The sequence below is a fragment of the Novosphingobium sp. FW305-C-30-35 genome (genome assembly GCF_058783135.1).
The window spans coordinates 149,051-175,453 of record NZ_JBYSYJ010000001.1; the positions used below are offsets into that span (position 1 = coordinate 149,051).

Below are 26,403 nucleotides of genomic sequence, written 5' to 3' on the forward strand. Positions count from 1 at the left end.
GGGAAGTCGTCCGCTTTGCACAGCCTTTGCTCAATGAGATGGCCGACTGGACCGAATGGCACTGGTTGGTCAAGCGTTCGGCCCTTGCCTTGGTGTCGAACGACCGCCCCGCCGAATGGCTCTATGCCTATGCCATTCCCTCCGACATGGCGCAGCCTCTGGCGGTTCGTGAGGTGGAGGATGACGCAACGGTCCTGCCGACGTTCGGTCCTTACTCTTTCCCGCTGCAGGACGGCATAACCCTGGCCTTCCTGAACGAAGGAAGCGTGATTTATACCAACGTGCCAGATGTGGTGTTGGTCTATACCCGCAAGAACATCACTGCTGACGATCTTCCGCCCTTGGTGCAGCGGGCGTTTGAGCTTGAACTCGGCGCGCGGATCGCATTGCCCATCAAGAAGGATGCGAAGGTCGCTCAATACCTGTCACAACAGGCGGAAGTGGCGCGTCAACGTGCGATCGGGGATGAAGAGAACAAGCGCCAGTCCACCCCTCGCCGGTATGTTTCGGAAGCAGAATATGCGCGGGCGGGTGTCGGGAATTACGTGCCGTGACATTCCGCATTGCCCAGCCCAATTTCAGCCGTGGCGAACTTGCTCCTGACCTGCACGGACGGTTCGATGCGGATATGTATTCCGCTGCGGTCAAGAAGGCCCGCAACGTCCTCATCCTCAAGTATGGCGGCTTGACCAAGCGACCGGGCACGCAACTGGTCGCCGAGGTGATTGATCCTTCACAGCCGACAAGATTGGTCCCGTTCCAATTCTCGCTGACGCAGACATATGCCCTTGAAATGGGGCAAGGTTATATGTCGCCGTGTGCTTTTGGTGGCCGTCTCTTGGAAGAGGAGCTTGCCATAACGGCCATCACTAACGCTTCGCAAGCGCAGGTCACGGTCGCTTATCATGGCCTGGCTGAAGGAGACTTGTTCTACATCACCGGGGTTGCCGGTGAAATGGGCGATCTGCTCAATGGCAGGGCGTGGCCAGTCGTTGCGATTGTGGATGACAACACCTTCACGATTGAGGCTGACACGACGAGCGTTGCCGCCTTCACCACTTGCGAGGGCGGGATTACGCGCACTGAAGCCCCGGCTGTTGTCACCGCTCCGGTTGTTCCTGATCCTGTCGAGCCTGATCCAGAACCGGACTATTTCGGCGGCGCTGGTGGCAGTTTCGCCTATTGGAAATGGGGCGGGCTACTCTGATGGGCGGCGCACGCGTCTACAAGGTCGGTAGTCCCTACAATGGCGTCGAGCTGGCCGAACTCGATTTCGAGCAAACGGCGGACACGATGTATCTGGCGCATATCGATCATGCGCCGGGTAAGTTGGTGCGCCGCGCTCATACAGAATGGGAGTTTCTGGACGTAACCTTCGGGCCGACTCTCGACGCCCCCACTGACTGCTCCGCTGAGGGCACCGTTCCTAATCAGGACACGGAAAATGACGGCGTAAACTACTTCCCGCAATATGCCTATTACTGCGTCACGGCGGTCAACGATGAGACCGGGGAAGAGAGCCGCGCCTCTAACCAGGATGACGCCTATAACGACCTGACGCTCAAGCGGAACTACAACACCATCACATGGACCGGTGTGACCGGCGCAACCCGTTACAACGTCTACAAGGCGGATAATTCTCAGTTCTTCGGCTACATCGGAACGACCGAGGACACGACCTTCCGCGACGACAACATTGGCCCAGCCTTGGACAAGGCTCCTCCGCAGGCATACAATCCGTTCGAGGAGGCGGGTGATTATCCTTCAACCGTTACCCTGTTCGAGCAACGCGGCATGTGGGCGCGGACAAAGAATGTCCCGCATGGAGTGTGGGGCACTCGTTCCGGCCAGATTGAAAACATGGATCGCTCCCGCCCCCTTCGGGCCGACGACAGCATTTCCTTCACGATCATCGCAGGCCGCGTGAACTCGGTGAACCAGTTGGTGACCACTACGTCACTGATCGCCCTAACCTCGGACAGCGTGTTCAATATCGATGGTGATGGAAATGGTGGCGTCCTTGACGCGACAACTCCGCCTGCGACCCGTAGGCAGGTGGGGCGCGGTTCTTCACGCCTCCCGCCCTTGGTCATTGATAGCGTGGTGTTCTACGCACCTTCCATCGGGCAGAGTGTCCGCACGCTCGGCTTCGACTTCGCGATCGATGGCCTGAAGTCGAACGACGTTTCGATCTTCTCGCCGCACTTCTTCCAAGGCTTTGAGATTGTGTCCTGGTGCTACGCGCAAGAGCCGCGTTCATGCATCTGGGCCGCGCGCTCCGATGGCAAACTGCTTTGCTTCACATGGGAGCAAGAACAGAACGTCTGGGGGTGGACGCTGTGCGATACGGATGGACTGATCAAGTCAGTCTGCTCAATCACTGAAAACGGGGAAGATCGCGTCTACATGATCGTGGAACGCGAAGTGAATGGTTCCGCAAAGCAGTTCGTCGAGCGCATAGCCTCGCACCGTTGGGACACGGTGGATGATGCGTGCTTCATGGACTGCGCTGTCTCCGCGACCTTTGAAGAGCCGCAATCAAGCTTCACCGGCCTGTGGCATCTGGAAGGGCGCACCGATGTTGTCGGCGTCTGTGACGGTCAGGTGATTACCGGTATCACGGTGGCCAATGGCACTATCACCTTGCCTGAGGATTTTGGTTCCGTAACGCGGGTAACGTTTGGCATCCCCTATACCACTGAAGTCGAAACCCTGCCGGTGCGCATGAATACGCGGGGCGCGGGATGGAACGTCGGTCGCTCGCAAAGTCTGGGTGAGGTGGTCCTGACGCTGGCCAATACGCGATCGGTCTTGGCGGGCATCAATGAGGACAACCTGTTCCTGCTCAAGAGCCGAACGGGTGAAGCCTATGGCGCTGCAGACGATCTCATCAATGGGGAGATGACCGTCAATATGGCGAACAAGGCGGCTGAGAATGTGTCTGTGCTGATCCGGCAAGTCGACCCGATGCCGTTCACGCTGCTCGGCGTAGCACTGGACCCCGCCGTCAATGGATAGTCGCATCAGGATTGTCCCTGCGGCCTTCCGTCATGTGAATTTCATCGCGCGTCGGATGCGGGAGATTGACCGGCTTGAGGTAGAGGCGTTGGGGCGCACTCCGAAACAGGCGCTGCGGTATGGGCTGCTGTCGTCGTCAAAGGCATGGACGGCCTTGGTTGACCTTGAGCCGCACGCTATGTTTGGCGTTGTCGAGCATAATGCCCTGACCGGGGAGGCTTCGCCGTGGTTCCTCGGGACGGATGAAGTCTATCGACATGGCAGGGAATTGCTGATGTGGGGGCCGGGTTTTGTATCGCGCATGTGCGATTCACCGCGCCGACTGTCGAACCTAGTGTCCGCCGAGAATAGGCAGGCAATCCGCCTGTTGCAGCGCTGGGGCTTCACCGTGGATGAGAAACTGGTCGACGTGAACGGCACTGCATTCCGCTACTTTGAAAAGGTCGCTGCGTAATGTGCGATCCGGCCACACTGACCCTTGCTGCTACGGCGGCTGCGGCTGTCAGTTCCGTTACCGGGACTGTCATGGCTGTCCAGCAGGCCAATATGAAGGCCAAGCTGGCAGAACGGAATGCGCAGCTTGAGCGAAACGCGGTCCAAGATGAGATTCAGAACACGCGCGAACAGGCGTTAGCTCGCTATCGTGAAGTCGCCAAGATCAAGGGGCAGCAGCGCTTGGCGGCTGCGGCGAATGGTGTCGGCCTCGACTTCGGCACGGCGGCTGACGTGGTTGCCGATACCGACATGCTGGGCCGTGAGGATGTGCAGCGCATCTACACTGCAGGCGATCGGGCGATCAAGTCGCGTGATATTGCGGCATCGAACTACCAGGCAGAGGCTAACATGGCTCGCTCGCAAAAGACGGGCGCGATTATTTCAGGCGCGGCTGACTTCGGCCAGACCATTCTCGGTGGCGCTTCTCAATACAAGAAGCTCAAGGCTTCGCAGGGTGGTGCTTGATGCCTCGCGCTCCGACTTACAATCCGGCAACGCAGGGCATCCCTTCTGTCGAGGCGCGCTTCCGTGCCCCGTCTGGTCCTTCTGGCGGGCAGATGATCGCCGAGGCAGGACAGAGGCTCGCGCAAAGCGTTGGGCAGTTCGCTCAGGCGCAGGAAAATCTCAATGCGCAGTTTGACGACACGCAGGCCCGCAAGTTGGCATTGCAGGCACGAACAGCGGCGGCAACGGTAACAAGTGAGTTCTCGGCACTGCAAGGCGGCAATGCTGTCTCGGCGCGCGTCGACACTGAAGGGCGACTGCAGAAAATCCGCGAGGAAGCGCTTGGCAGCGTGACCAATCCTCGGATGCGGGCACTGTTTGAACAGTATTACGATGCGGGCCATGCCGAGGCGCTGCAGGCCATTGGTAGCCATACGATCAGGCAGGCGCAGGCGGAACGCGTTGGCGTGCTGTCGTCAGAGATCGAAAGCTTTGCCGACCTTGCCATCAACAATCCTGACAAGAGCGATGAACGCCTGAAGGCCATCGAGGCTGGCAAGGCGTCGATTGCGCAGCTCGGGCAGATGAAGGGCATGGGTGAGGCAGAGGTCGCACTGTCTCAAAAGAAGTTCGTTTCCGGGGTTCATGCGAACACGATCGACAAGCTGCTGGCCAGCGCAGAGCCGGATATTGACATGGCTGCTGCATACTTCTCGGCTCACGCTGATGAAATGACGAGCGCTGACCGAGAGCGGGCCATGAAGGACCTGCAGGGGCCTTTGCAGGATCGTTCCGACTACGCGTCCTACACCGAAGTCAATGCGGGGATGGTTAGTGCTGGCGCTCCGCCGATGGGTGTTGGCAAGGGCGACTTATCTCGCATGGCAGCGATCACGGCTGAGACTGAAAGTGGGAACCGTGACCACAATGCTGACGGCAGTTTCGTTACCAGCGTCAAGGGTGCGCAGGGGCGTATGCAAGTCATGCCAGGGACGCAGCGCGATCCCGGTTTCGGCGTCAAGCCAGCGGCCAACAACAGTGCGGCTGAGCTTGCCCGCGTCGGCAGGGATTACCTTGCTGCCATGATGACCCGGTATGGCAATGATCCGGCGAAGGCATGGGCGGCTTACAATGCCGGTCCGGGTGCAGTGGATGAGGCGCTGAAAGATGGCGGTAACTGGCTCGCCCGAATGCCAAAGGAAACACGCGACTATGTGAAGAAGAACGTAGCAGCGCTCGGAGGCACGGATAATGCTCCGCGCGAGTATGACAAAGCTGCGATCTACGACGCAATCGAGGCGCGGACTGACTGGACTTATGAGAAGAAGGAGCGGGTGAAGCGGGTTGCAGACCGTGAAATCGCCCGCGATGAGCAACTGCTGCAGCGCCAATACAAGGCTGCGGGTGATGAAGCCGTGCAAGCTGTGATTGGCCTTGGCGACAACTTCACTGACATCAGCCAAATCCCTGCCGCTACCCGCGCCAAGATGGACCCGACCGACCTTATGCGGCTGACTGAGACGGCCAACGCGAACAAGGCGAAGAAGTCGGCAATCCCTGATAATGGCGCTCGTTCGCTGGAATTGCAGATCCTTCAGCGCACCAATCCCGACGCGTTCCTTGCTGTGGATCTGGCTAAGGAAGTGGGCAAGGTTTCACCGAAGGAACTGCAGGCATTCGTTCTGAAGCAGGCGGACCTCATCGGGCAGAGAAACAAGCCTCAAAACTATGACCCGCGATCGGGCATTGGAAGGGCAATCGAGTGGGGCAAGAAGTATGGCGGCAACGACATAGGGGATAAGGACTTTCCCAAGGTCTATGATGCGATGGACGCCTACTTGCGTAGCGTCTTTGCGCAAAAGGGGCGTGTTGATCAGTCGGACTATGACGCGGCCTACAAGGGTGCTGTGCGGGATATTCCCAAGGCGGGAATCTTCGGCGGCACAATGAAGGCTTACAACGTCACCAGTGCCGACCAAATCCCTGATGTGACGCGGGCCGACATCGACCGCACATTCCGGGCTGCGAACCGGCGCGATCCGAACGATATGGAGCGGCTGCAGATGTATCGTTCGATGCTGGTCAATGCCGGGGCGCGGTAGTATGTCAGCCGAATGAGGCTGATTCCTATCATCGCCGTCCTGCTTGGCGGCTGCGCTTATGATGTTGCTGGCCGTGCCAATGTGACCGGCAATGAGGTTGGCGTCACGGTGAACAACGTATGGAATGCCAATCAAGGCCTCCCGATCGCGGACGCACATTGCAAGAAGTTCGGCAAGGCTGCACGATTGCGGGAATCCAGCGAATACGCTTTCAGTTACGACTGCGTTGCGCCCTAAGCCTGTGAGTGGATGACTGCGTTAACCGCTGCGGCGATATAAACGATGGCTTGAAAAGCAGCGTAAAAGGCGAGCCCCCATTCCCTATCGGCCAAATGAGCCAAGCACATGCGCGCAGGGATTATCGCAAAAAACGCGATGACGACACCCAAGGGCAGAAACAGCCAAGCCCACATAAACCCTCGGGCGATTCAATAGAGACGGGCGCGGCCATAGCACGTTTGCATGGCTCAAGCACCGCTCATCCCGTTTGATTACCTGGAGCGGCAAAAGCGCCGCATTGATGCACAGCGCGAAATCGATGATCCGGTGGCAAAGGCCATTGGTGTCATGCAGGTTGAGCAAGCACGTTCGACCATCATTCAAGCGCCTGATCCCGACACCACTGCTAAGGTCACGCGTGCGGCCCGCGAAACAGGTGAGCCGCCTGCGCTGATCGAGGATCGGCTTGGCGACATTGAAAAGGCGCAGCGTGCCGAAAAGATGGGCGCGTTGCTAGATCTGTTCCCGGTCTATCGTCTGTGGGCGCAGGAAGACCCGCGCGGGGTTGTCGCGGCCTCGGATGACCACAAGGCTCTGGGCATCATCGGCAGCGCTTGGGAGACGGTCAAGAAGCTGCCTGCGACTGCCAAGGCGGCGGGCTTTGGCTTCATGGGGTCTGGCGCAAAGATGAATGCCGTCTTTGCCGACTACCTCGGCGGCTTGGGCGACTTTCTCGATACGATCGCTGCTCCAAACACCCTGACTGTCGGCCAGATGCAAGAGCGCCAAGCATCGCGCAAGGCATACTGGAATGCTGGTGTATCCGCTGCTGCAACTGCGGCAAAGCAGGCGCGCCCAGCCTATAGCGGGTGGCTTGAACAGAACGTCCTGCAGGGCATTGAACAGACGCCTTCGTCACTGGTGGCGGTGGGGGCAGGCGCGATCACGCGTAGCCCGTCAATGACCATGATGCTGATGGGCACTCAAACGGGCCTGCCTGCGGTCTATGAGGCACGGCAGCAGGGTCTCGATCGCGTCCGGGCAGGAACTTACGGTTTCACTCAGGGATTGATCGAAGTCGCTACGGAAAAAATTCCAGCGACCGAGCTGCTGAACGCGATTGCCAAGAAAACTCCCTTTGGCCGCGCTCTGATGGTGCAGCTAACGGCGGAAATACCCCAAGAGCAGGTCGCAACTGTCCTGCAGGATTTGTCAACTTGGGCTTCCCTAAACCCTGACAAGCCTTTCTCTGCCTACCTCGCAGAGCGGCCAGAGGCTGCTTTGTCCACGTTAGTGCAAACTGCTGTCGGGACGACGGTGCAAACCGCCGTCGCTACGAGTGTTACCAGCACAATCGAAGCGGGCGGGAAAGTCGCTGGCCGTGTCATGCAGGCGCGACAGGCCAAAGAGACCGAACCGTTCTTCGATCAGGTAGAGCGCGCTGCGGCTGAAAGCAAACTGCGCCAACGCGACCCCCAAGCCTATGTCGACCTTATTGCTCGCACGGCTAACGATGCTGGTGTGTCGCAAGTGTTTGTGCCTGCCGAGGCAATCCGCGCCTATCAGCAATCCGATAGCTACGATCAGTTCGATGATCCGTTTGCGGATTATCAGGCACAGATTGACGAAGCCGATGCTGTGGGGGGTGACGTGGTTCTCCCTGCTGGCTTTGCGCTCGGAACACTCCCCGGCACAACGGCATGGGCAGCGGTAAAGGCTGACCTTCGCTTGGCTCCTGGCGGTATGTCGGCGCGCGAGGCTGAAGCGCTGCAGTCCGAACTCGATGACGTGATGGCGGAACTATCCGACCAAGCGGCGCAGCGGGACCGGGCGCAACAGGGGGAGCGCACGGCACGCGAACAGATCGTGCAGCGCGTTACCGCCATGCTCCAGAACGCGGGCTTTACCCCGGCAAATGCAGCCATGCAGGCGGAACTGATTGCGCAGCGTGAAGCCACGCGGGCCGCACGCATGGGGCGCGAACTGACTGGTAACGAGTTCACGACGCAGGTTGCGCAAGTGCTGCCTGAAAAGCTGGGCGAGATCGTCAAGGCTGACCAACTGGACCTTGTGGTCAACGCTCTGCGCAAGGGTGGTCCCGCCGTTCGCCAGCGTGGCAAGTCGCTGCTGGAATGGATCAGCGCACGCGGGGGCATTGAGGATCGTGGCGGCGATATTGCCTCGATGGGCGGCGACAAGTGGCACAAGGGCAAGGTTGGCAAGCGCAAACTGCTGAAGCCCTTTGACGCGGCGCAGGGTAACATTCTTGGCGGCGCTACTTCTGATAACTCGGTCGAGCGTTTGTTGGATGCTGCGATCAGTGAAGGCTATTTCCCTGACCTCTACGCCATTCGTGAGAGCGGGGAGAGCATCGACAACAATGTCCTGCTTGAAGCGATCGGGCAGGAACTTGCTGGCTCGCCGCTCTACGCGCAAGAGCCTGTCACCGACAACGTGCGGGCCGCTGCCGATGAACTGGCGGCGATGCTGGCGCAGCGCGGCCTTGATGCATCGGCAATGTCGGATGAAGAAATCCGCGTAGCAGTGTCGCAAATGTCGCAAGAGGGCACAAGCGATGTCGTTTATGACCAACTGCCCGAAAGCATCGAAATAGACGGCGTAACCCGTCCGACGCGCAACAGTGAGGGGATGCCGCTTGCTGGCTCTGAGGAAGGTCTGCGGGCGTTCTGGAAGTGGTTTGGCGATAGCAAGGTGGTGGACGAGGAAGGGCGTCCGCTGGTTGTGTATCATGGGACAAACCAGCCCATAGAACAGTTTTCGCCGGATCGGCTTGGCATGTCTACCCGTAGCGAAAGCGCAAACTATGGGTTCTTCTTCACGTCTGATCCTTATGTCGCGGGTCTCTATGCTAATAGCGCCGCCTCCAAGGTTGCACCGGACATCGACGCGTTTGAGCGCAAAAGCGCGGAATTGCAGCGCAAGGTTGAGCGTCTCGAAAAGCAGGCTGTCCGCACTGGCAATTGGGATGCCTACGAAGCGGCAATGATGGAATGGGAGACGCTGGAAATTGATACCATGCGCGCTGATGACAGTGGGCAGAATATCGTTCCGGTCTATCTCGCCATCAATGATCCGGTTGTGATCGACTTTGGTGGTGAGGGTATTCTGAAGCTCGACGGTGGCTTCGGTGCCGCGATCAAGGCTGCGCGGGATAGTGGGCGTGGCGGTCTGTTTCTGAAGGATATTGATGACACGCCAGGGGAAAGCCGCGCGGCTGACCATTACGTCGCCTTCTCCCCCGCCCAGATCAAATCCATCAACAATCGCGGCACGTTCGATCCTGCCGATGCGCGGATTCTGTATCAGTCACCGACGCTGACAGCAGAGGAAGTGAGGGCTTGGTCTACCGAAGTGGAACAGCGCCTTGGCCTGAAGTCATTTGATGTGTGGCTGTCCCGTGGTGCCCTAAAGCTGAATATGCTGATTGCGGGCGAAAAGGGGCGTGGGGCTGGCACCAAGGCCATGGAGGAACTGACCGCGCTCGCCGACAAGTATGGCCTGCGGATTACGCTTTCGCCTGCACAGGCCGACGATAATCATGGCACTACCTCGCGCGCCAGACTTGTGAAGTTCTATAAGCGCTTTGGGTTCTACGAAAACAAGGGCCGCAAAAAGGACTATGCCGTCAGCGAGGGCATGATCCGTGAGCCGTCGCGCACATATGAACAATCCTACGGTGAAGGCCCGCGCGGTCGCATCCTGTTCGACAACGCTCGCCCGGTTCGCATCGAGCTATTCCAGGCGCGCAACCTGTCAACGCTGCTGCACGAACTGAGCCACCAGTGGCTTGAGGAACTGCGCCAAGATGCCGAAAGCCCTGACGCGCCGGAACAGGTCAAGGCCGACTGGCAGGCTGTGCAGGACTGGTTTGCGAAGAACGGTCATCCCATTGTTGATGGTGTAATCCCTGTTGAAGCCCATGAAATGTGGGCGCGTGGTGGCGAGCGCTACCTGATGGAAGGCAAGGCTCCGTCCTCTGCCCTACAGCGCCTGTTCGAGACGTTCCGTGGCTGGCTGCTATCGATCTACAAGACTGTGGAAACCCTTCGTGCGCCTATCACGCCGGAAATCCGCGAGGTGTTCGATCGCCTGCTTGCGACTGACGAAGAAATTGCAGCCATGGCAGAGCAACAGGCCTTGATGCCGATGTTCAAGGATGCGGCGGCAATCGGCATGACGGGCGAAGAGTTCAACGCCTATATCGCACAGGCACAGGCGGCACGCGACGAAGCCAACTCGACACTGCTACAGAAAACCATGGCGGCAATCCGTCGCCGGGAAACCAAGCGGTTCAATGACGAACGCAACGCGGTGAAGGCTGACGAGGCTGAACGTCTCGACAATGAGCCGCTGCTCAAATCCATCCGTCTCATGCAGGCCACACCAATCGACCTTGAATGGCTGGTTGATCGCATGGGGCAGGATGTGGTTGACCTGCTGCCAAAACGTGTGCTGCCTCTGTGGCGGGAACGTGGCGTCAATCCCGATAGCCTTGCCGAACTCGCCGGGTTCGGTTCGGGGCAACAGATGATCGAAGTCCTGATCGGTGCTGAACGCCAGCACAGGCAAGCTAAGGAAGGGGGTGATCAGCGGACCTTGCGTGCGAGGATGATCGACAACGCAGCCGACGCGGAGATGACGCGCCGGTATGGCGACGATCCCTTGAACGACGGGTCAATCGAGCAAGAAGCCATCGCTGCCGTCAATGGCGAGCTGCAGGGTGAATTGCTTGCCTCCGAAGTCCGGCTCCTGGCGCGGCGAACCGGGGCGCGTCCTACGCCCTACAAGATCGCAAGGCAGTGGGCGCGCAATCGCGTCCGCACTGGTCTGGTCAGTGTGGAAGCCTCGCCGGGAGCAATCCAGCGTCATGCCAGGAACGTGGCCAAGGCTGGGCGCGATGCTGAAAAGGCGATGCTTGCTGGCAAGATGGATGAGGCGCTGCGGTTCAAGCAACAGCAGATGCTGTCGTCTGCCTTGCTGGCCGAAGCCAAGGCCGCGCATGATGAAGTGCAGGACGCGGTGAAGCGCATGGGCAAGATTGCCAAGCGCGCTACCATGAAGTCGGTTGATCAGGACTATCTCGAACAGGCGCACGCTCTGCTTGAGGCAGTGGATCTGAAGCCGCGCACGCAAAAGTCGATTGAGCGTCAGGGCCGGTGGGAAGCGTGGGCTGCTGCTCGGGAAGCGGAAGGCTATGAGGTCGTGGTTCCCCCGTCTTTCGAGGCTACGCTGGGGCAAACCAACTGGTCGCGCCTGTCAGTGGAAACCCTGCTCGGTCTGGATGAGGCCGTAAAGCAGGTGATGCACCTTGGCCGCTTGAAGCAGACCCTGCTCGACAAGCAGGAACAGCGGGAATGGGATGAGATATTCCAAGAGGCTGAGAATGCTGGCGGCAATATCGATGGTCCCCCGCCGAAGGACATGACCGAACCGGGCTGGTGGGATGCCATCAAGGGAGGTGTGGGTCTGGCCGATGCTACGCTGCTCAAGATGGAAACCGTGTTCGACTGGCTCGACGGCGGTGATCCCAATGGCGTGTTCAACCGCATTGCCTTCCGCCCGATAGCTGATGCGCAGGCGCGCGAACAGGACATGCTCAAAGACTACTACGGCAGGATCAAGGCGCTGTTTGCGTCCGTCCCTGCCGAGGTAGGGGCGCGGTGGCAGGATAAGCTTGAACTGCCGTTCATCGATCCGCTGACTGGCGCTCCTGCCAGAATGAACCGGCACAAGGTCATTGCGATGGCCCTGAATGTCGGCAACGAGGGTAACCTGCAGCGCTTGTCCGATGGTTATGGTTGGAATCCGCAAGCGATTGAGGAATACCTGAATGCCACGCTGACCCAAGAAGAATGGCAGTTCGTGCAGGGCGTGTGGGACACGATCGATACTCTGTGGCCTGAGATTGCGCGCATCGAACGCGAGGTCAATGGCGTGGCTCCTGACAAGGTGGAAGCGCGTGAAGTGCAGACGCCTTTCGGCCCGTTGCGCGGTGGCTATTACCCTGCCGTCTATGACACGACACGCGACTACAAGGCAGAGGAAAACCGGGGCCGGGAAAGCGATCTGTTTGAGGGCGGCTATACCCGCGCCACTACTCAGGCATCTGCAACGAAGGAGCGCTCTGAAAAGGTCTCCCGCCCGCTGCTGCTCGACCTTGGGGTTATTAACCGGCACTTGGGCGAGGTCATTCACGACATTACCCATCGTGAAGCCGTGATCCGCGCCAATCGGTTCCTGACCAATGAGCGCGTCATGCGTGTCGTCGACCAAGCTTTGGGGCCGGATATCCGCAAGCAGTTCCGTCCGTGGCTGAAGTTCGTCGCGAACTCCTGGGCTGTCGAGCGTGCGGGCAATGAAGGCTTTGGCAAGTGGATCGGCAAGCTCCGCGCCAATGCTACGGTGGTCGGCATGGGTCTGCGTGCTACAACCATGGTCACGCAGATTGCAGGCTATTCCAACTCGGTTGAAGTGGTTGGCGAAGCGCCAATGGCGAAGGCGCTGGCGCAGTTCTATCGCAATCCGGCTGCGGCAATCCGCTGGGTCATGGAAGCCAGTGATGAAGTGCGAAACCGCATGGACACGCTTGACCGCGATCTACGGACAGAGCTGGCGCGGCTCAATGCGGTCACGCCTACGTCAAAGGTCATGCGCCAGATCATCGACGCCAAGAAGTTCATGTTCCACGGCATCGGCTACATGGACCGGCTCGTTTCGGTTCCGACCTGGATCGCGGCCTACAACAACGCAATTGCAGCGGGCATGGATGAACAGGTCGCGCGCTATGCCGGTGACAAGGCGGTGAGGCAGTCGCAGGGCGCGGGCGGGCCGAAAGACTTGGCGGCGATCCAGCGTGGGACGGGTAAGTGGGGTGAAGCGCTCAAGCTGTTCACGATGTTCTATTCCTACTTCTCGGCGCAGTATCAGCGGCAGCGCACCCTTGCCCGCGATGTGCAGGGCGTCGACGTGCGCAAGTCTCGCTCGGTTCCGAAACTGGCGGCGCGTGCGTTCTTCCTGCTGGTCCTGCCTCCGTTGCTGACCGAGGTTCTAAGGGGGGCAGTCGGTGCGCCTTCCGGTCCTGATGATGAGGAATGGTGGGCACAGTGGGGCTTGCGTAAACTGCTTGCCAATGCGCTTGGGCCTATCCCCTTGGCGCGCGACGTGTTTGAGCCGACATGGAATGCCGCTGTCGGTAACAAGTTCTTTAACCCGTCCGTATCTCCAATCCAGCGCGCTTATGACACGGTGGTCAAGGTCGGGCGTGACGCTGGTAAGCTTGCAGCGGGCAACGAAACCAAGACAGCGACAAAGGACGTTCTCGAACTTGCTGGCTACACGACCGGGCTTGTGCCGGGGCAGGTCGCCAGCGCAACGCAGTTCCTTGTCGACGTTGGGAGCGGCGATGCTGATCCGCAAGGTTTCAGTGATTGGATTGAAGGTCTGTCGACCGGCAAGATCAAAGAGGACTGACGGGCGATTCAACCCCCTATAGCTGACCCGTAAACCCGCAGAAACCTTCTGTGGGGCTACTATGGCTGTCAGCACGTCCAACGCATTCTCGGGGCCTTACACCGCTAACGGCACCACAACCACGTTCCCCTTTACCTTTGCGGCGATGGCGGCGACAGATGTGGCGGTTCTTCTTAGGGATGCCGATGGCGTCGACGCGGTTGTCGACCCTGCCAGCTACACAGTCTCACTGACCGGGAGCGTTCCCTCTGCTGGCTCGGTGGTGTTTGGAACTGCCCCAGCAAGCGGCAACGAAGTCTTCGTCTACCTTGATCCCGCATTTGAACAGCAAGCGACATTTGCCGATGGCTCGGCATGGAAGGCTGCTGCGGTCAACAACGTCAACGATCGTGCAGCGCTGCGTGACCAAGCGCTGAAGCGAGATAGTGATCGGGCAATCAAGGTTCCTATCGATGAACAGGCGCTGCCAATGGCATCGCTGGCCGACGCTGACGGCAAGGTTCTTGGCGTTGTTAGCGGAGTCATCACGCCCATAGAGAACTCTGTTGTGGCGGCGGCTGATTATGCGTCAGATGCGCAGGATGCGGCGGGTAGTGCCGGAACGGCGCAGTCAGCGGCAGAGGGGGCGAGGGATGAAGCTCTTGCCGCGCAGGCTGCTGCGGAGTCTGCGAGTGCCAATGCCAACGCCTCCGTAGTCGCCGCACAGCAGTATTTCCCTGGCGCGCGTTCCTATGTGCCACAGGGGGCAGCAACCGGCGCTGCAACGATCAGCACGGCGGGCAGCGGTGGCACTGATGGCACCTTTGACCTTGCCTTCAGCGGCGGCAACTTCGCCGTCAATCCTACCGGCACGTTCACGGTCACGGGCGGCGCGGTCACGGCGATCACTATCACCGGGCCGGGTCTGTATATCGGCAATTCGCTGTCCAAGCCTACCATGTCGTTCGCGGCTTCGGCGGGTCTGACCGGTGCGGCGGGTGCATTCGACACGACCTATCTCAAGACGGCGGGTGAATACTGGCTGACCGATACCTCGCCAGCATCTGATTATCTCTCGCTGTTCCAGAACCAGGCGAATGCCGCTGTCGAGATCGACGCACAGTTTGATCCGATGAGCGCAGGAGCTGCGGCGGCAAGCGCTGCTGCCGCTGCTGCTCAAGTCGCCCTGCTTCAGGCCACGCAAACCATCGGTCGTCCGGTTGGGGCCACGCTTGTTACAGGTGCGGGCGCGGCGAATGCTGGCACTTACGTTTTTGCCAACGCACTTCAGTTTGACGCAAACGGCAATTCCTCGCTGCGGCTTTGGAACAGATCAAGCAGTGCGCAGACCATCAAGTTGCGCCGCTACACCGTCAGCGGTGGAACGGCAACGCCGGTTTCGGGAAGCACTTGGGTGTCTGTCACAGTCCCGTCAGGGCCGGGTGCATTCACTATCGACACCACCGCCAATGGCTTTCTTAAAGGCGAGGCTGTCGGCATTTCGATGAGCGTGGCTTTTCTTGCCTATGTCACCGGATCAACCGGGGATAGTGGCGGGTATTATACGACTGCGACGGTCGATGCAGACGCATTTTCGGCATCGCTTGTTACAAACATTCAGCTTCAGATCGGCATTGATATGCCGTTTCAATACGTCACGACCGAACGTGTGCAGACGATTGAAGCTGATGTTGTGACCGCGCAGGAATCTGCGACCACCGCTAACGCGGGCCTTGGTGATCTAGGCGAACTAGGTTCCGTGATTGTCGAGGATCATGCAGGCACGACCCAGTTTGCAGGCACGTCGTTCGGCGGGTGGGCCGGTGTTGTCGAATTAGCGGATACGCCGGTCGGCACGATCATCAAGAGCATCGGATTTGATGGTGTTTATGTTGCTGGCACGGCAACAAAGATCAACCTCAAGGTCTATTCTCGCGCCAATACGGAAACTGCCGCGCCACCGACAAACTGCACACTGGTATTCGATCAGGATTACACGCTGGCAAGCCTCGGCCTGACCGCTGGCGCTACTGATCGCAAGTCAATCATGATGGAGTTTCCTACCAGCTTTACCACGGCATCGGGGCAGGGCCTTGCCTACCGTTGGGAAGCGCAAGACGGGGCTAGTGCGCGCGTCGCATCTTCGGCGGGCTATCTCTCGGATAGCACCGCTACGGCCAGCGAGCGCGGGTGGTATTACTCAACCACTGGCACTGGAACTTATACGGCTGTCGGATCGCCAAACCGCTTGGCTGTGCGGGTTGCCCGTGATGGATACAGTTCAATCCTTAAAAGCGACTTCATGGCATCGGCTTCGCTTTCGGCACTTTCTGTAGCGGGAACGACTGTAACGATTGCGGGCAGCATCCGGCGCAACGGCAACGACTATCCGTTCTCAAGCGATGTATCCCTATCCCTGGCAGCATCGGGCAAGGAACGCATGGACAAGATCGTGGTTGATCGGTCCACGCTGGCGGTTTCGGCGGTTTCTGGATCGGCACGCGATGCGCAGCTTGATAGCCTTGAGTGGCAGGGTGCAACGCCATCGAACGCGATTGTCGTGGCACGCGCGAGGGTTGGCGACACACGCATCACAGCGCAAGATGCTTCTAACTTCCGAGGTCTGATCAAGGTAGGAACGGAAGGGGAGGTGGCTGCGTACATTGAGCGCAATCGCCGCATTCTTCGCAAAGTCATCGGCAAGGCGATGCGTGGCGGCACGATAACCTTGGCTGGCTACGGGGACAGCATCACCGCAATTCAGTCCAGCACACCGCCGTTTACAGCGAATGGCACCATGCGCGACCGTGCCCTAACCTACTTGTCGAACTACCCATCCGACACGCTGGCGACCCTTACGCTCTACGATACCGGGGATGGCGCTGGAACGGTGCATACCCGCCTTGGTTGGAATTGGAAGATCAAGGCTGCGCTTGAGAACTTGGGCGCGACGGTCACATACAACAATTACGGCATCGGCGGAACGACTAGCGAAAATACTACGAACAACGGATTGGACCCGGCGCGCATCGCAGTGCCTCTGGCTGACGGCCTTGATGTGGTGGTCATTGCTTTCGGTATGAATGAGCGCGGGCAGAGCTATACCTACGCCAACATCCTGAACATGATCCAGCAATTCCAAGCTGTCGGGACGGCTTGCATTGTCATGGGTGTGCCGCGCCCGAATGCCAATCAATCGGTTTCGGCGTGGCGTATGACCAATGACCAGCTTGAAGCGGCGGCAATCGATGGTGGTGCGGCGTACGTTTCGACCGTGTCGATCAGTGATGACCGCAACCTTGGCGGGATCGGCGTTCCGGCTGAAACGCTGGCATCGGCCAACACGATCACGGGCGGGAACAATCATCCGGGCATCTATGAACTAGAGGTCTATGGGGACAGCGCGGTCATGCAGTTGGGGTTGACATGACCCTTTCCGAAGCCATCCGCGAAGTGGAGCAAGGCCGCTGCCAGCACCGAAAAGGCATGAAATGACCGACACCGGAAACGCGGCTCAGACGCGCATCATCGCTGAACAAGTGGCCGAGGCAGCGGTCGTCAAGTTCGCCGCCGAGCATCCCGAGATCCGCAAGGACAGCGGCTTCAGCAACTTCCAGAAGGGCGTCGTCGGTGTCGGCGTCACCCTTCTGGTTTCGGCCGTCCTGTGGCTGGTCTCGACGGTCAACCAGATGCAGCTGACATTGGCCCGGCTCGACGAGCGCATTGCCAGCGGCGGGGTCAAGGATTCTCGCGTCGATGATCTGGAGCGGCGCGTCACTTCGCTTGAAGGCTATCACAAGCAGGGAGGCGGGCAGTGACGATCGAAGCAATGATCGACGCCACGATCGGCAAGGAAGGTGGCTACAGCAATCATCCGGCAGACAAAGGTGGGCCGACCAAGTGGGGCATCACCGAACGCGTGGCACGGAAGCACGGCTATTCCGGAGACATGCGCGACCTGCCGCGCGACAGGGCCGTCGCAATCTACCGGCAGGCCTATGCCATCGATCCGGGTTTCGCCGCGGTTGCGGAAATCATGCCCAGCGTGGGCGAGGAACTGTTCGACACCGGCGTCAACATGGGGCCTGCCGTTCCCGCGATCTGGCTGCAGGAATGGCTCAACGCTTTCAACAACGGCGGCACGCTCTATCCCGACATACGCGAGGACGGTGACATTGGACCCGGTACGCTGGCAGCGCTCAAAGCGTTCAAGGCGGCGCGTGGGCCCGAAGCTGAAAAGGTTCTGCTGCGCGCGCTGAATTGCAGCCAGGGCGAGCGCTACAAGATCCTGTCGCGCAATCGCGCTGCCAACGAAGCCTTCACCTGGGGCTGGCTCAGGACGCGAGTGGGATGAGCGCGCGGCTTTGGGCCCGCGCTGCGCTCGAACTGTTTACGATCGCCGTCTTGATCATCGGAATAGCGTCCTGCGGGAGTATGTGCAGATGAGCTTCTGGGAATGGGCAGACAAGCGCTGGCCGACCGAGCGGGGATGGGTAACCATTGCCACCTTCACTCTCGCCGCTTCGATGCTCAAGATGGCCGAGGTTCACCGCGAGTTGTGGAACGTCGAATTGTTCAAGACGCTGCTCACGCTCGTGATCGGCACTGCCATCGTCAACATGATCCTCGCCTTCCACTTCACCGCCAACAAGGGCGACGAGAAGAAGGCGGACAACACGGCCAAGGCCTTCGAGGCAATCACAGCTGCGGCGAACGCAGGTGGTGCGGCCCCTGAGGCCGATGTGATCCTGCAGCCAGGTGAGACGGCCAAAGCGCGGGAGGTGTCGGAATGACCGCCCTCACCACCCTATGGCGCCTCCGCATCCCCATCGCGATCGTGCTGGCGTTCCTTGCGCTCTGGTGGGCACTCGACCGCTACGTCAACGACGCGGTGCAGGACGACCGCCAAGCCAGCGCCATTGCTGCTCATGAAGCCGATGCCCGCGCCGATGATGCCGCCGGCATGGTCGCAGCGTCAAAGGCTTCCACAATTGCTCAGGAGAACGAAGATGCGCGCGAAGCTGCAAATGCTGGCACTGATCCCCTTGGCGATGGTCTGCGTAGCCTGCGGACAGGAAAGGCCCGCGATCGCGAAGCCTCCCGCTGATCTGCTGGTCTGTGCTGACGAGCCGGTTGCGCCGTCATTGCCGGGGCGTGAAGAACAAGCGCGGCGCGATGCTATGACGCTGGATTACATCTTGGCTCTGCGGTCGGCTTGGGGTGATTGTTTCGCCAAGGTGGCGGGGGTCAGGGCTTGGGCTGATCGGGTGGACTAAGGGCGGCTCCCGAAAGAACCGCCCTCGAATGCTCGCACTACGCTTGGCAGCCGAGACTATGGCGAAGGTGCTAGGATTTGAACCTAGACTAGCGGTTTTGGAGACCGCCGTGCTACCGTTACACCACACCGACATAAGTGACCCGGCGCAGTGTGCTTCACTACTCGGTCGATCAAGCCTTTCGCATTGAGAGGCAGGCCGGGTTCTATCCATCCCCTATACCACAGGCGGGGGTGAAGGGGAATCCCTCAAAAGCCAGCGTATGAAAACACGGAAAGCATTCCTCCGCTTGATACTGCCAGCACACTAAGAATGATACGAATGACACCTTGGTCGGTGGAATAGCGTGCGCTGTTTTCAAACGTGTCGCAGTAGGTGTAGAAGCCCACCAGCATCATGATTATTCCGATTAAGATTGCCGCAGCGCTCATACCCCCTCCTTACCATTCCCCTGCCTATCCAGCAAAGGATCTGATGCGAGTGCGCGACGTTCCCTTTCGATAGCGCAATTCTCCCACACGAGAGCAAAGGGCAATACTGCGACTGCGGCAATCGCCAATGTGGCTTCGATGACCTGCCAAATCACTTCTTCCACTCCCCTGTTTCGAGTGCGTCGACTGCCTCGCGATAGCCTTGCGCTATCCTGTCAAATCCGCTCCACCCATCGTCGTTCTTGTCGTGCCAATCAGCCTGCCCCCGCAACCAAGCCGCCACCTCAGCAATCACCCGCCCCTCTGCCTCTGCAAGCGAGGTTTCGAGGGCCTGGATGCGGGATGCGGCGTCAGTCATAGCTGCCTCACTTCGATACCTTGTGATGCTGCCAATCGTTTTGCTTGTTTGGCAAATGTGCGCCTGCCTTCGCAACCGCTCCACCAGATCATCCATCACCGTTCTCCCTAGCCTTGAGGCAGGCGGCGGAAACACCACCTTGAACGCCTCTTCCAGCGCCTGTCTTGTGTCGGTCATTGCTTCCCCCTTACCGCGTCCAAGGCGGCGATTGCTGCGGTGGCTGCTTCTTGCGCATCATCTTGCGTGGCATCGTTGATCAGCACCATACCGTTGCGGCTCCATATCTTGAGTTCGCGACGGGTTGCGGGCATCTGATCGTATTCACGCCCGCCTTCCATAAACGGTGCCAACTTGCGCGCCACAGCCTCCACCTCATCCCCGCTCGGCACAGCATGGATAAGCTGGCCGGTGCGGAGTTTGTCGGCGATGGTGCAGAGCATTGTCACAGCGTCCTGGAATTTCTCCAATGGCGCGATCTGTGCATCAAGCGCCAACCGCTCCAGTTCTACAGGGTCAATGGTCATTGTCCTGCCTCCGGTGCGGCGGGGAGGGTGTAGAGGGGGTGAAGCGTCTCAATGTCGCTGTAGCGGAGGCGTGGGTCACGCATCGAAACGGCGGGCGCAAAGCCTTTCCGCTCATACAACCAAGCCACCACCTCCCCGCGCTCGGCAGACTGGCGGTGGCGGGCGGCAAACCTGTCCAGAACGCGAGCCTTCATTGCCTCAGCGTCAGGGCAGTGGCGGTCAGGATCGCCATTCATGCAATAGCGGAACTCACCATCACCACCGGTGGCAAGATCGATCTCCCTGGCCATCTCCTGACGGCCTTCGTCGATACCGATCTTGTGCGCTTCCTCTTCTTCGCGATCGGCTTGCTGGCGGATGGACTGCTCGAACTTGGCGAAGGCTTGCAGGCCAGTCGTATTATCCCAACGACCGGCGCGAACATCCGCTGCGTCAAACTCTGGCAGCATGCTCATGGATAGATACGCTTCCCGCGCCTCTTGGCTTACTGTGGTCATGGTTACGCATCCCCTGTGTGAAATGGCGCAAAATTCGGGCCGACAAACATGGCGATACGCTCCTTGTCGCCACTGAAGCTCATTGTTTCACCGTCGCGGATGCGCTGGTGAACAAGTTGATAAAGCCGAAGGGCTGATCTGATCAGGGCAGTCTTCGAAAGTTCAGCTTCCTTGGCCATCTGTTCCACAACCGCCATTTCGCGTTCGGACAGGTTGAGTGTCATCGTTTTCTTGCCTGTGGTGATCATGGGGTTGGTTCCTTGGCGAGTGCATCCCGCGCAATGCTTTGCAGATGTTCGAAGTTCTGGTTGCCGGATTGCTGATCGACGTAGCCAGTGTCCGCTATCCAGCGCAGGGCCGAACGGAGACGATGGCATTCGAGGGCAAGGTGGCGGGTGGTCGCCTCAAGTGGCGCGCCCTCGACCGGGTTCTCCATGACGGGCATCCTTTCTTCTACGTTTCCATTCCGCGCGGTTTTTCCGTTGGCATATGCGACACTGACGCCATCCCTCTTTGCTGACATAGATGTTGTCCTCTGTCAGAGGATGACCGTGCAAGCATTCCGTCTTTGCAAGATTATACTCGCCACGAGATAGATTGCCCAAGTTGACCCGCCCTTTGCGCACAGCATCTACCATGTTGTCCTGATGAGAGCCGACAAACAGGTGGCTAGGGTTGACGCATGACGGAGTATCGCAATGGTGGCATGCGAGTTCTTGACTGGACAATGCCCGCCCTCGTTGCAAGGCGAGCATCACACGTGTCGCTACCTCGTAACTCCCGCCTATATGAAACTTGCCATAGCCTTTGCGATTACGCAGGCCGGTCCAAAGCCAGCACTCGTCTTGAGACTGTGTATCAACTTTTGACCAGAACCGGGCCAGAACCTTACCTTTGGCCAGAAGGGCGAGAATATCTGATGAACGGGTGGGCGCCCTCGACTGGACTGACCTGTCCTTATCGCCCGTTATCCTCGCGGAAGGGGGTGGCGTGGCGAACTCCCGCTCAATGGCATCGGCAGCTTCATGCCATTCACCGAAACCATCTTGCTCGCGAAGGAACCGCGCAACCTTGGTGACGGCATCTTCGCCGCCCTCGACACAATCGGCGCAATAGCAGCCGGGGTATGGTACGTGGGTCATTCACCCACTCCACATTGACGGCGCAGCGCCCGGTTGCGAGGATCGGACAGACGCTCCGCAGTCTTAGCGCGCCATGCATCAAGGTGCTTAGCTGCGAACGAAACAGCCTCCTCTCGGGTGGCAAATGCGCGTGCCGGGATTTGTTGCGTCTGCGCCTTGCCGGAAGACGCAAACCGAAGCACCGGAACATACGGGCGATCAGCCCACTGCCCACGCTTCACAGCGCCTGCAACATAGGCTCCGCAGAAGTGTTCAACGCCTTCAGAGATGGTCCTGTTCGTCATTGCACTTGCCTCCTTAACCGATATCGTCTATCTATAAGAGATATCGGAAACTGTCAATAGGCGATATCGCAAATGAGCGGGCTTGCAGAAAAAAGGATATCGGATAGTCAGTCCCGTATGGGACGCCCGCCGCTTGGAGTCGTGGCAACCGTTGTCCGGTTGTCGCCTGATCTACTCGCCCGCATTGACGCGCTGGCGGGACCGGGGAAGCGCGCCGACTTCATCCGCAAGGCCGTGGAAGCCGAACTTGCCCGCCGCGAGACCAAGGACTGACCGGCACGTTCCACAGGTCTTATCCACGGCCTGCCTCCAGATATTCAAGGCACCATGTCGGGTGGTAGATGCCGGAGTAGTTGTCGCCATCGAGACGTATGCGAAGATGCGGGCCTGCCGCGCTTGTGATCGTGCCAAACCTTGGTTCCCGCCCACCTGTAAAGCAGATACGCAATCCACGCTTTGCCGGGACTCCGTGAGCCTTGCGGATGTAGTCCATGCTCACCGGCCCAACTCCTTGAGTGTTTCGTCGATCTTGGCGATGGCATCGCGGTCATCGTCCAGAAGTTCACCCATGCAGCAGGCGCATTCCTCGCCCCAATCGCCACGACCGGGCCGCTTCATGTAGTCGTCGATGTCCGCGATGATCTCACGCGCCTCACGCAAAGCCTCGATAAGATCGTGGTGGCTTTCTGCCCGCGTTGGCATGAAAGACAGGTCAGCAAAGCAATAACCGAAACCAATGCTCAGGCTGTAGGCAACACGCCCGTGGTTCTTGTTGGTTGGCTCGCCAAACTCTTTGATGGCAAAGTTTGCGATAATGTCGTCAATCACTTCGCGGGGCGTCGATACATCCTCTCGCCAAGGGATTGCCACCACATCGAAGTCGCGGGCCATTGATCCATGCACCATCAATCCGGCTATCCGATGAAGGCCCCCAATAGGCTGGCCACGGTAAACCATCCGCTTGATAGTAAATGAGGATCGTCGGGCCTAGAAACTCGCCAGCCTCGTTCTTCGGCGCGGTGCTGATTGGTTTCCAGTCAGTAGTCACGGGGTAAATCCTTTTCATTAAAGGCTGGACAATCAGGTAATTCCATCCAGTGCGTTGCCCAGAAAGGTTGACCAGTTACTGCCATAAAGACCCGCCCTTTGCGCTGCTTAGGCCTTAGACTGGCAACAATTACATGGCGATAATTGGCCTCATCACGCTCCCAACCAAATATCGCTTTAAAAAGCGTGGCCTCGGATTTTTCGCGCATAACGCAGGCCAAAAAATACCCATCCCTCGGCGCGCTTTCGATCGGCAACCACGCTGCCCCCACATCACCCAACCCATTGGCCGCATTTGCCCCCGTTTCCCCGACCATATGGCCTGAAACCCCCGAAAATTCGGGCTTGGCGGTTAGTCCTGCCATGACAGAAGCTCCCTTACGCGTGCGACTTCCGCAAGAATGTCCGGGTGAGGGGCGAACCATTCGCCTTCTACGCGCCATGGGTGGAAGGCATCGTGATACATGCGCTCCCATTCCGGCATCGTGCGAAACACCAGCATTTCCGCTTCTTCGCTTGGGCCTCTATCGTGATGCAGTTTTGAAACCCGGTAAGCTGGCTGCTTGGATTTCCCGATCTTGATCCGGCCGCTCCACTTGCCGCGCGCAAAATAGGTGAACTCCTTTGCGCCTGCCCCCCACTTGATCCAATCGTCCTCTGTTACGCCGTCCCCAAAGTGAAGCTTGGGAGGAACACCGGGGCGACCATTCAGGTAGCCGCAACGTGCCAGGAATGATTGAAAGCGATCAGGCGAAAATAGACACCGGAACTCGCAATCCCAATGATGGAACCAATACCAATCATCTGCGCAAAGTGTGCCGATTTGCGTGCCATCCGTAACAGTTGGAACAGCACATGAACAACGCGCCGTGCGCGTGTCCGAAACCTCAGCATTTGCTAGGGAATTGGCGGACAGACTGGGATTCGAACCCAGGGAAGTGTTGCCACTTCGGCGGTTTTCAAGACCGCTGCCTTAAACCACTCGGCCACCTGTCCGCACTGCCGGCTTCGCCTTCTGGCGATGCTGGCTCGGCTCGCCGTTAGCGGGTTTGGCGTCGGTCGCAAAGGGGATTCCCAACCATGATGTTCCGTGCGACATCGGTTTGATGATGTTTCTGAAGAATGCGAAGGCGATCCGGGCGTTTGGAGTGGCTGCCATGGCTCTGCTCGCCGCCGGCCCTGCCGCTGGGCAGGCCGATGAGGAAGAGGCAGGCTTTCAAGGGTATCTGCAACTTCTTGCCGCGCGTGGACGGGCTGAAGGCGTCCGCGAATCGACAATTGCGGCAATGACTTCGGGCCTCACTCTCCACCAGCGTGTCATCCAGCTCGACCGTGCGCAGCCGGGATCATCGTCCGGCACCATCCCGGCTTTCGAGCCGTACCGTCGCCAGCATGTCGATTCGTCGCGCATTCTGCGGGGGCGTCGGCAATATGCGGCGGTAAGCGGCCAGATTGGCGCGATCGAGCAGCGCTATGGCGTGCCTGGGCCGGTCCTGATGGCCATCTGGGGCCATGAAACCGATTACGGAGGCTATACCGGCAATTTCGATCTGCCACGAGCGCTGGCAACGCTCGCCTACGAAGGACGGCGACGGGAGCTGTTTGCCGACGAATTTGTTGCGGCGATGAAGATGGTCGATCGGGGCGTGCCGCGGTCGAAGCTGGTCGGCAGCTGGGCAGGGGCTTTCGGCAATCCGCAATTCTTGCCCTCGGTCTATCTGCGCGTGGCGCAAGACGGCGATGGCGATGGTTTTGCCGACATCTGGAGCAGCCGCACCGATACGCTCGCCTCGATCGCAAATTACTTTCGCGATGCCGGTTGGCGCCCGGGGCAGCCTTGGGGCATTGCCGTCAGCGTGCCGGATGGGCTGGATCGCAACAGCCTTGGAACCACGCTGAAAAGCCCACGGTGCCCGCGCGTGTTCGACCGGCATACCGGGTGGAAGACCATGGCCGAATGGCGCGCTCTGGGCATAATGCCGCGGAGCGGCAGCTGGCCCGGCGACAATGTCATGGCCAGCCTGCTCGAACCCGATGGCAGAGGGCGGACCGCCTATCTGCTAACCGGAAATTATAGGGTTATCCTCGATTACAACTGCTCGAACTTTTACGCTCTGTCCGTAGGACTTCTTGCAGATGAGATCTCCCGTTAGCCGAATTGCACTCGTTGCCACGCTGCTGCTTGCTGCTTGTGGCGGTGCGAATGCCCGCGTTTCAGCAGTTTCCGAGGCTAGTGGCCCAGGTCCAGCGGGCGATTATCCGATGGTGCTGGGGGCGCCGTTCGTTGTCGACGGGGTGACCTATACGCCCGCCGACACGCTCAATTACGATTCGGTCGGCTATGCCGAGGCTGTCGCCGGGGCGGGCGTTTCCGGTGCCCACAGAACCCTGCCGTTGCCGAGCTACGTCGAAGTCACTTCGCTCGACACCGGCAAGACCATCCTCGTCCGACTGACCGAACGCGGCCCCATGACCGGCAATGGTCTGGTGGCGCTGTCGGCGGGCGCATGGACGCAACTCGGTGCTGCGCCAGGTGCGCGCCTGCCTGTGCGCGTTCGCCGTGTGAACCCGCCCGAGGCCGAGCGGGCGTTGCTCAGGACAGGCCATCAGGCTCCCGCACGGATGGATACGCCGCCGGGCTTGCTGGCTGCGCTGAAGCGGAAGCTCGGCATCGCGCCTGCTGCCTTGCCGGCCGACACCGTCGCCGAGCCGACCTTGCCGAAACCCGCCGCGCCCGCGAAGCCCGAACCGAAGGTTGCCGCCCAACCTGCCCCTGCCAAGCCTGCTCCCGCCAGGCTGGATGCGCCGGTTGCGGCCAAGGAAGCGCCCCCGCCTGCTACTCCGAAGCCCGCTACCCCGAAGCCTTTACCCACTTCTGCCTCGGCAAAAGGCTTTCTTATCCAGGTAGGCGCATACTCCACGCAGGCTCGTGCCGATGCCGCCGCCAGGGCGACCGGCGGTTCGGTGTCGCAGGTCGGCAAGCTGTGGCGCGTGCGTGTCGGACCGCACAAGGATCGTGGACAAGCCGATGCAGCGCTGGCGAAGGTTCGCGCGGGCGGCTATGCCGACGCAAGGGTCGTTGTCGCGCCGTGACCT

26 protein-coding genes and 1 tRNA gene are annotated in these 26,403 nt (G+C 59.5%); 16 read left to right on the forward strand and 11 right to left on the reverse strand.

Features of this window, described 5'->3' with window-relative positions; all coding sequences use genetic code 11:
- The first annotated feature begins 38 nt into the window (after positions 1-38).
- The 13 genes from AC3WLM_RS00925 (at position 39) to AC3WLM_RS00985 (ending at position 18,855) form a co-directional block, all read left to right on the forward strand.
- Entirely contained in the window at positions 39-554 is a 516-nt protein-coding gene (locus AC3WLM_RS00925; protein ID WP_492476317.1) for a phage connector family protein, read from the forward strand.
- Positions 555-628: 74 nt separating this feature from the next.
- Complete coding sequence (locus AC3WLM_RS00930; protein WP_492476318.1) at positions 629-1,207, forward strand: hypothetical protein; 579 nt, start codon at positions 629-631, stop codon at positions 1,205-1,207.
- Positions 1,207-3,018, forward strand: coding sequence for a phage tail protein (locus tag AC3WLM_RS00935; protein WP_492476319.1), 1,812 nt, complete (start codon positions 1,207-1,209; stop codon positions 3,016-3,018). The genes AC3WLM_RS00930 and AC3WLM_RS00935 overlap by 1 nt, the downstream gene beginning before the upstream one ends.
- Positions 3,011-3,472 carry a hypothetical protein gene (locus AC3WLM_RS00940; RefSeq protein ID WP_492476320.1) on the forward strand — a complete coding sequence of 154 codons (462 nt, stop codon included), beginning with the start codon at positions 3,011-3,013 and terminating at the stop codon, positions 3,470-3,472. Before AC3WLM_RS00935 ends, AC3WLM_RS00940 begins: the two co-directional genes overlap by 8 nt.
- A complete protein-coding gene (locus tag AC3WLM_RS00945) occupies positions 3,472-3,978 on the forward strand; it encodes a virion core protein, T7 gp14 family (RefSeq protein ID WP_492476321.1) in 507 nt (168 codons plus the stop codon). The genes AC3WLM_RS00940 and AC3WLM_RS00945 overlap by 1 nt, the downstream gene beginning before the upstream one ends.
- Positions 3,978-6,059: a transglycosylase SLT domain-containing protein gene (locus AC3WLM_RS00950; protein ID WP_492476322.1), complete on the forward strand. Its 2,082-nt coding sequence runs from the start codon at positions 3,978-3,980 to the stop codon at positions 6,057-6,059. The genes AC3WLM_RS00945 and AC3WLM_RS00950 overlap by 1 nt, the downstream gene beginning before the upstream one ends.
- Positions 6,060-6,071: 12 nt before the next feature.
- Positions 6,072-6,296, forward strand: coding sequence for a hypothetical protein (locus tag AC3WLM_RS00955; RefSeq protein ID WP_492476323.1), 225 nt, complete (start codon positions 6,072-6,074; stop codon positions 6,294-6,296).
- 225 nt (positions 6,297-6,521) lie between these two features.
- The gene (locus tag AC3WLM_RS00960) at positions 6,522-13,769 is read left to right on the forward strand and encodes an ADP-ribosyltransferase-containing protein (protein WP_492476324.1); all 7,248 of its coding nucleotides are present in this window, start codon (positions 6,522-6,524) and stop codon (positions 13,767-13,769) included.
- 61 nt (positions 13,770-13,830) lie between these two features.
- Complete coding sequence (locus tag AC3WLM_RS00965) at positions 13,831-17,178, forward strand: hypothetical protein (protein WP_492476325.1); 3,348 nt, start codon at positions 13,831-13,833, stop codon at positions 17,176-17,178.
- A gap of 61 nt (positions 17,179-17,239) precedes the next feature.
- Complete coding sequence (locus tag AC3WLM_RS00970; RefSeq protein WP_492476326.1) at positions 17,240-17,566, forward strand: hypothetical protein; 327 nt, start codon at positions 17,240-17,242, stop codon at positions 17,564-17,566.
- Positions 17,563-18,102 carry a glycoside hydrolase family 108 protein gene (locus AC3WLM_RS00975; protein WP_492476327.1) on the forward strand — a complete coding sequence of 180 codons (540 nt, stop codon included), beginning with the start codon at positions 17,563-17,565 and terminating at the stop codon, positions 18,100-18,102. The genes AC3WLM_RS00970 and AC3WLM_RS00975 overlap by 4 nt, the downstream gene beginning before the upstream one ends.
- An 88-nt stretch (positions 18,103-18,190) precedes the next feature.
- Positions 18,191-18,541, forward strand: coding sequence for a hypothetical protein (locus tag AC3WLM_RS00980; RefSeq protein WP_492476328.1), 351 nt, complete (start codon positions 18,191-18,193; stop codon positions 18,539-18,541).
- Positions 18,538-18,855: a hypothetical protein gene (locus AC3WLM_RS00985; protein WP_492476329.1), complete on the forward strand. Its 318-nt coding sequence runs from the start codon at positions 18,538-18,540 to the stop codon at positions 18,853-18,855. Before AC3WLM_RS00980 ends, AC3WLM_RS00985 begins: the two co-directional genes overlap by 4 nt.
- A gap of 417 nt (positions 18,856-19,272) precedes the next feature.
- On the opposite strand, the gene AC3WLM_RS00990 is transcribed toward AC3WLM_RS00985, so the two are convergent.
- The 7 genes from AC3WLM_RS00990 to AC3WLM_RS01020 form a co-directional block, all read right to left on the reverse strand.
- Positions 19,273-19,455: a hypothetical protein gene (locus AC3WLM_RS00990; RefSeq protein ID WP_492476330.1), complete on the reverse strand. Its 183-nt coding sequence runs from the start codon at positions 19,453-19,455 to the stop codon at positions 19,273-19,275.
- A gap of 151 nt (positions 19,456-19,606) precedes the next feature.
- Positions 19,607-19,990 carry a hypothetical protein gene (locus AC3WLM_RS00995; protein ID WP_492476331.1) on the reverse strand — a complete coding sequence of 128 codons (384 nt, stop codon included), beginning with the start codon at positions 19,988-19,990 and terminating at the stop codon, positions 19,607-19,609.
- Positions 19,987-20,337: a hypothetical protein gene (locus AC3WLM_RS01000; RefSeq protein ID WP_492476332.1), complete on the reverse strand. Its 351-nt coding sequence runs from the start codon at positions 20,335-20,337 to the stop codon at positions 19,987-19,989. The genes AC3WLM_RS00995 and AC3WLM_RS01000 overlap by 4 nt, the downstream gene beginning before the upstream one ends.
- Positions 20,334-20,792, reverse strand: coding sequence for a hypothetical protein (locus AC3WLM_RS01005; protein ID WP_492476333.1), 459 nt, complete (start codon positions 20,790-20,792; stop codon positions 20,334-20,336). Before AC3WLM_RS01005 ends, AC3WLM_RS01000 begins: the two co-directional genes overlap by 4 nt.
- A 44-nt stretch (positions 20,793-20,836) precedes the next feature.
- Complete coding sequence (locus AC3WLM_RS01010; RefSeq protein WP_492476334.1) at positions 20,837-21,082, reverse strand: transcriptional regulator; 246 nt, start codon at positions 21,080-21,082, stop codon at positions 20,837-20,839.
- Positions 21,079-21,270: a hypothetical protein gene (locus AC3WLM_RS01015; protein ID WP_492476335.1), complete on the reverse strand. Its 192-nt coding sequence runs from the start codon at positions 21,268-21,270 to the stop codon at positions 21,079-21,081. Before AC3WLM_RS01015 ends, AC3WLM_RS01010 begins: the two co-directional genes overlap by 4 nt.
- Positions 21,239-21,976, reverse strand: coding sequence for a hypothetical protein (locus AC3WLM_RS01020; RefSeq protein WP_492476336.1), 738 nt, complete (start codon positions 21,974-21,976; stop codon positions 21,239-21,241). The genes AC3WLM_RS01015 and AC3WLM_RS01020 overlap by 32 nt, the downstream gene beginning before the upstream one ends.
- 401 nt (positions 21,977-22,377) lie before the next feature.
- Between AC3WLM_RS01020 and AC3WLM_RS01025 the strand changes: the two genes are divergently transcribed.
- A complete protein-coding gene (locus tag AC3WLM_RS01025; protein ID WP_492476337.1) occupies positions 22,378-22,533 on the forward strand; it encodes a YlcI/YnfO family protein in 156 nt (51 codons plus the stop codon).
- Positions 22,534-22,755: 222 nt separating this feature from the next.
- Here AC3WLM_RS01025 and AC3WLM_RS01030 read toward each other — a convergent pair whose 3' ends face one another.
- The 4 genes from AC3WLM_RS01030 to AC3WLM_RS01045 form a co-directional block, all read right to left on the reverse strand.
- Complete coding sequence (locus tag AC3WLM_RS01030; protein WP_492476338.1) at positions 22,756-23,151, reverse strand: hypothetical protein; 396 nt, start codon at positions 23,149-23,151, stop codon at positions 22,756-22,758.
- A gap of 146 nt (positions 23,152-23,297) precedes the next feature.
- Entirely contained in the window at positions 23,298-23,672 is a 375-nt protein-coding gene (locus AC3WLM_RS01035; protein ID WP_492476339.1) for a hypothetical protein, read from the reverse strand.
- Complete coding sequence (locus tag AC3WLM_RS01040; RefSeq protein ID WP_492478076.1) at positions 23,660-24,241, reverse strand: GIY-YIG nuclease family protein; 582 nt, start codon at positions 24,239-24,241, stop codon at positions 23,660-23,662. Before AC3WLM_RS01040 ends, AC3WLM_RS01035 begins: the two co-directional genes overlap by 13 nt.
- A tRNA-Ser gene (locus tag AC3WLM_RS01045) sits at positions 24,214-24,303 on the reverse strand. The genes AC3WLM_RS01040 and AC3WLM_RS01045 overlap by 28 nt, the downstream gene beginning before the upstream one ends.
- A gap of 110 nt (positions 24,304-24,413) precedes the next feature.
- Between AC3WLM_RS01045 and AC3WLM_RS01050 the strand changes: the two genes are divergently transcribed.
- Positions 24,414-25,460: a lytic murein transglycosylase gene (locus tag AC3WLM_RS01050; protein ID WP_492476340.1), complete on the forward strand. Its 1,047-nt coding sequence runs from the start codon at positions 24,414-24,416 to the stop codon at positions 25,458-25,460.
- Complete coding sequence (locus tag AC3WLM_RS01055; RefSeq protein WP_492476341.1) at positions 25,444-26,400, forward strand: SPOR domain-containing protein; 957 nt, start codon at positions 25,444-25,446, stop codon at positions 26,398-26,400. Before AC3WLM_RS01050 ends, AC3WLM_RS01055 begins: the two co-directional genes overlap by 17 nt.
- Positions 26,401-26,403: the final 3 nt, after the last annotated feature.

Excerpts from the sequence above, each read along its gene's own strand:
- AC3WLM_RS00955 (WP_492476323.1), top strand. The coding sequence starts at position 6,072 with ATGAGGCTGATTCCTATCATCGCCGTCCTGCTTGGCGGCTGCGCTTAT.
- AC3WLM_RS00960 (WP_492476324.1), top strand. The coding sequence starts at position 6,522 with ATGGCTCAAGCACCGCTCATCCCGTTTGATTACCTGGAGCGGCAAAAG.
- AC3WLM_RS00970 (WP_492476326.1), top strand. The coding sequence starts at position 17,240 with ATGACCGACACCGGAAACGCGGCTCAGACGCGCATCATCGCTGAACAA.
- AC3WLM_RS01015 (WP_492476335.1), bottom strand. The coding sequence starts at position 21,270 with ATGGAGAACCCGGTCGAGGGCGCGCCACTTGAGGCGACCACCCGCCAC.
- AC3WLM_RS01000 (WP_492476332.1), bottom strand. The coding sequence starts at position 20,337 with ATGACCATTGACCCTGTAGAACTGGAGCGGTTGGCGCTTGATGCACAG.
- AC3WLM_RS00945 (WP_492476321.1), top strand. The coding sequence starts at position 3,472 with ATGTGCGATCCGGCCACACTGACCCTTGCTGCTACGGCGGCTGCGGCT.
- AC3WLM_RS01055 (WP_492476341.1), top strand. The coding sequence starts at position 25,444 with ATGAGATCTCCCGTTAGCCGAATTGCACTCGTTGCCACGCTGCTGCTT.
- AC3WLM_RS00995 (WP_492476331.1), bottom strand. The coding sequence starts at position 19,990 with ATGACCGACACAAGACAGGCGCTGGAAGAGGCGTTCAAGGTGGTGTTT.
- AC3WLM_RS00930 (WP_492476318.1), top strand. The coding sequence starts at position 629 with ATGTATTCCGCTGCGGTCAAGAAGGCCCGCAACGTCCTCATCCTCAAG.
- AC3WLM_RS01010 (WP_492476334.1), bottom strand. The coding sequence starts at position 21,082 with ATGATCACCACAGGCAAGAAAACGATGACACTCAACCTGTCCGAACGC.
- AC3WLM_RS01050 (WP_492476340.1), top strand. The coding sequence starts at position 24,414 with ATGATGTTTCTGAAGAATGCGAAGGCGATCCGGGCGTTTGGAGTGGCT.
- AC3WLM_RS01005 (WP_492476333.1), bottom strand. The coding sequence starts at position 20,792 with ATGAGCATGCTGCCAGAGTTTGACGCAGCGGATGTTCGCGCCGGTCGT.
- AC3WLM_RS00950 (WP_492476322.1), top strand. The coding sequence starts at position 3,978 with ATGCCTCGCGCTCCGACTTACAATCCGGCAACGCAGGGCATCCCTTCT.
- AC3WLM_RS01035 (WP_492476339.1), bottom strand. The coding sequence starts at position 23,672 with ATGGCAGGACTAACCGCCAAGCCCGAATTTTCGGGGGTTTCAGGCCAT.
- AC3WLM_RS01030 (WP_492476338.1), bottom strand. The coding sequence starts at position 23,151 with ATGGCCCGCGACTTCGATGTGGTGGCAATCCCTTGGCGAGAGGATGTA.
- AC3WLM_RS00990 (WP_492476330.1), bottom strand. The coding sequence starts at position 19,455 with ATGAGCGCTGCGGCAATCTTAATCGGAATAATCATGATGCTGGTGGGC.
- AC3WLM_RS01025 (WP_492476337.1), top strand. The coding sequence starts at position 22,378 with ATGGGACGCCCGCCGCTTGGAGTCGTGGCAACCGTTGTCCGGTTGTCG.
- AC3WLM_RS00940 (WP_492476320.1), top strand. The coding sequence starts at position 3,011 with ATGGATAGTCGCATCAGGATTGTCCCTGCGGCCTTCCGTCATGTGAAT.
- AC3WLM_RS00935 (WP_492476319.1), top strand. The coding sequence starts at position 1,207 with ATGGGCGGCGCACGCGTCTACAAGGTCGGTAGTCCCTACAATGGCGTC.
- AC3WLM_RS00985 (WP_492476329.1), top strand. The coding sequence starts at position 18,538 with ATGACCGCCCTCACCACCCTATGGCGCCTCCGCATCCCCATCGCGATC.
- AC3WLM_RS01020 (WP_492476336.1), bottom strand. The coding sequence starts at position 21,976 with ATGACCCACGTACCATACCCCGGCTGCTATTGCGCCGATTGTGTCGAG.
- AC3WLM_RS00980 (WP_492476328.1), top strand. The coding sequence starts at position 18,191 with ATGAGCTTCTGGGAATGGGCAGACAAGCGCTGGCCGACCGAGCGGGGA.
- AC3WLM_RS00925 (WP_492476317.1), top strand. The coding sequence starts at position 39 with ATGGCCGACTGGACCGAATGGCACTGGTTGGTCAAGCGTTCGGCCCTT.
- AC3WLM_RS00965 (WP_492476325.1), top strand. The coding sequence starts at position 13,831 with ATGGCTGTCAGCACGTCCAACGCATTCTCGGGGCCTTACACCGCTAAC.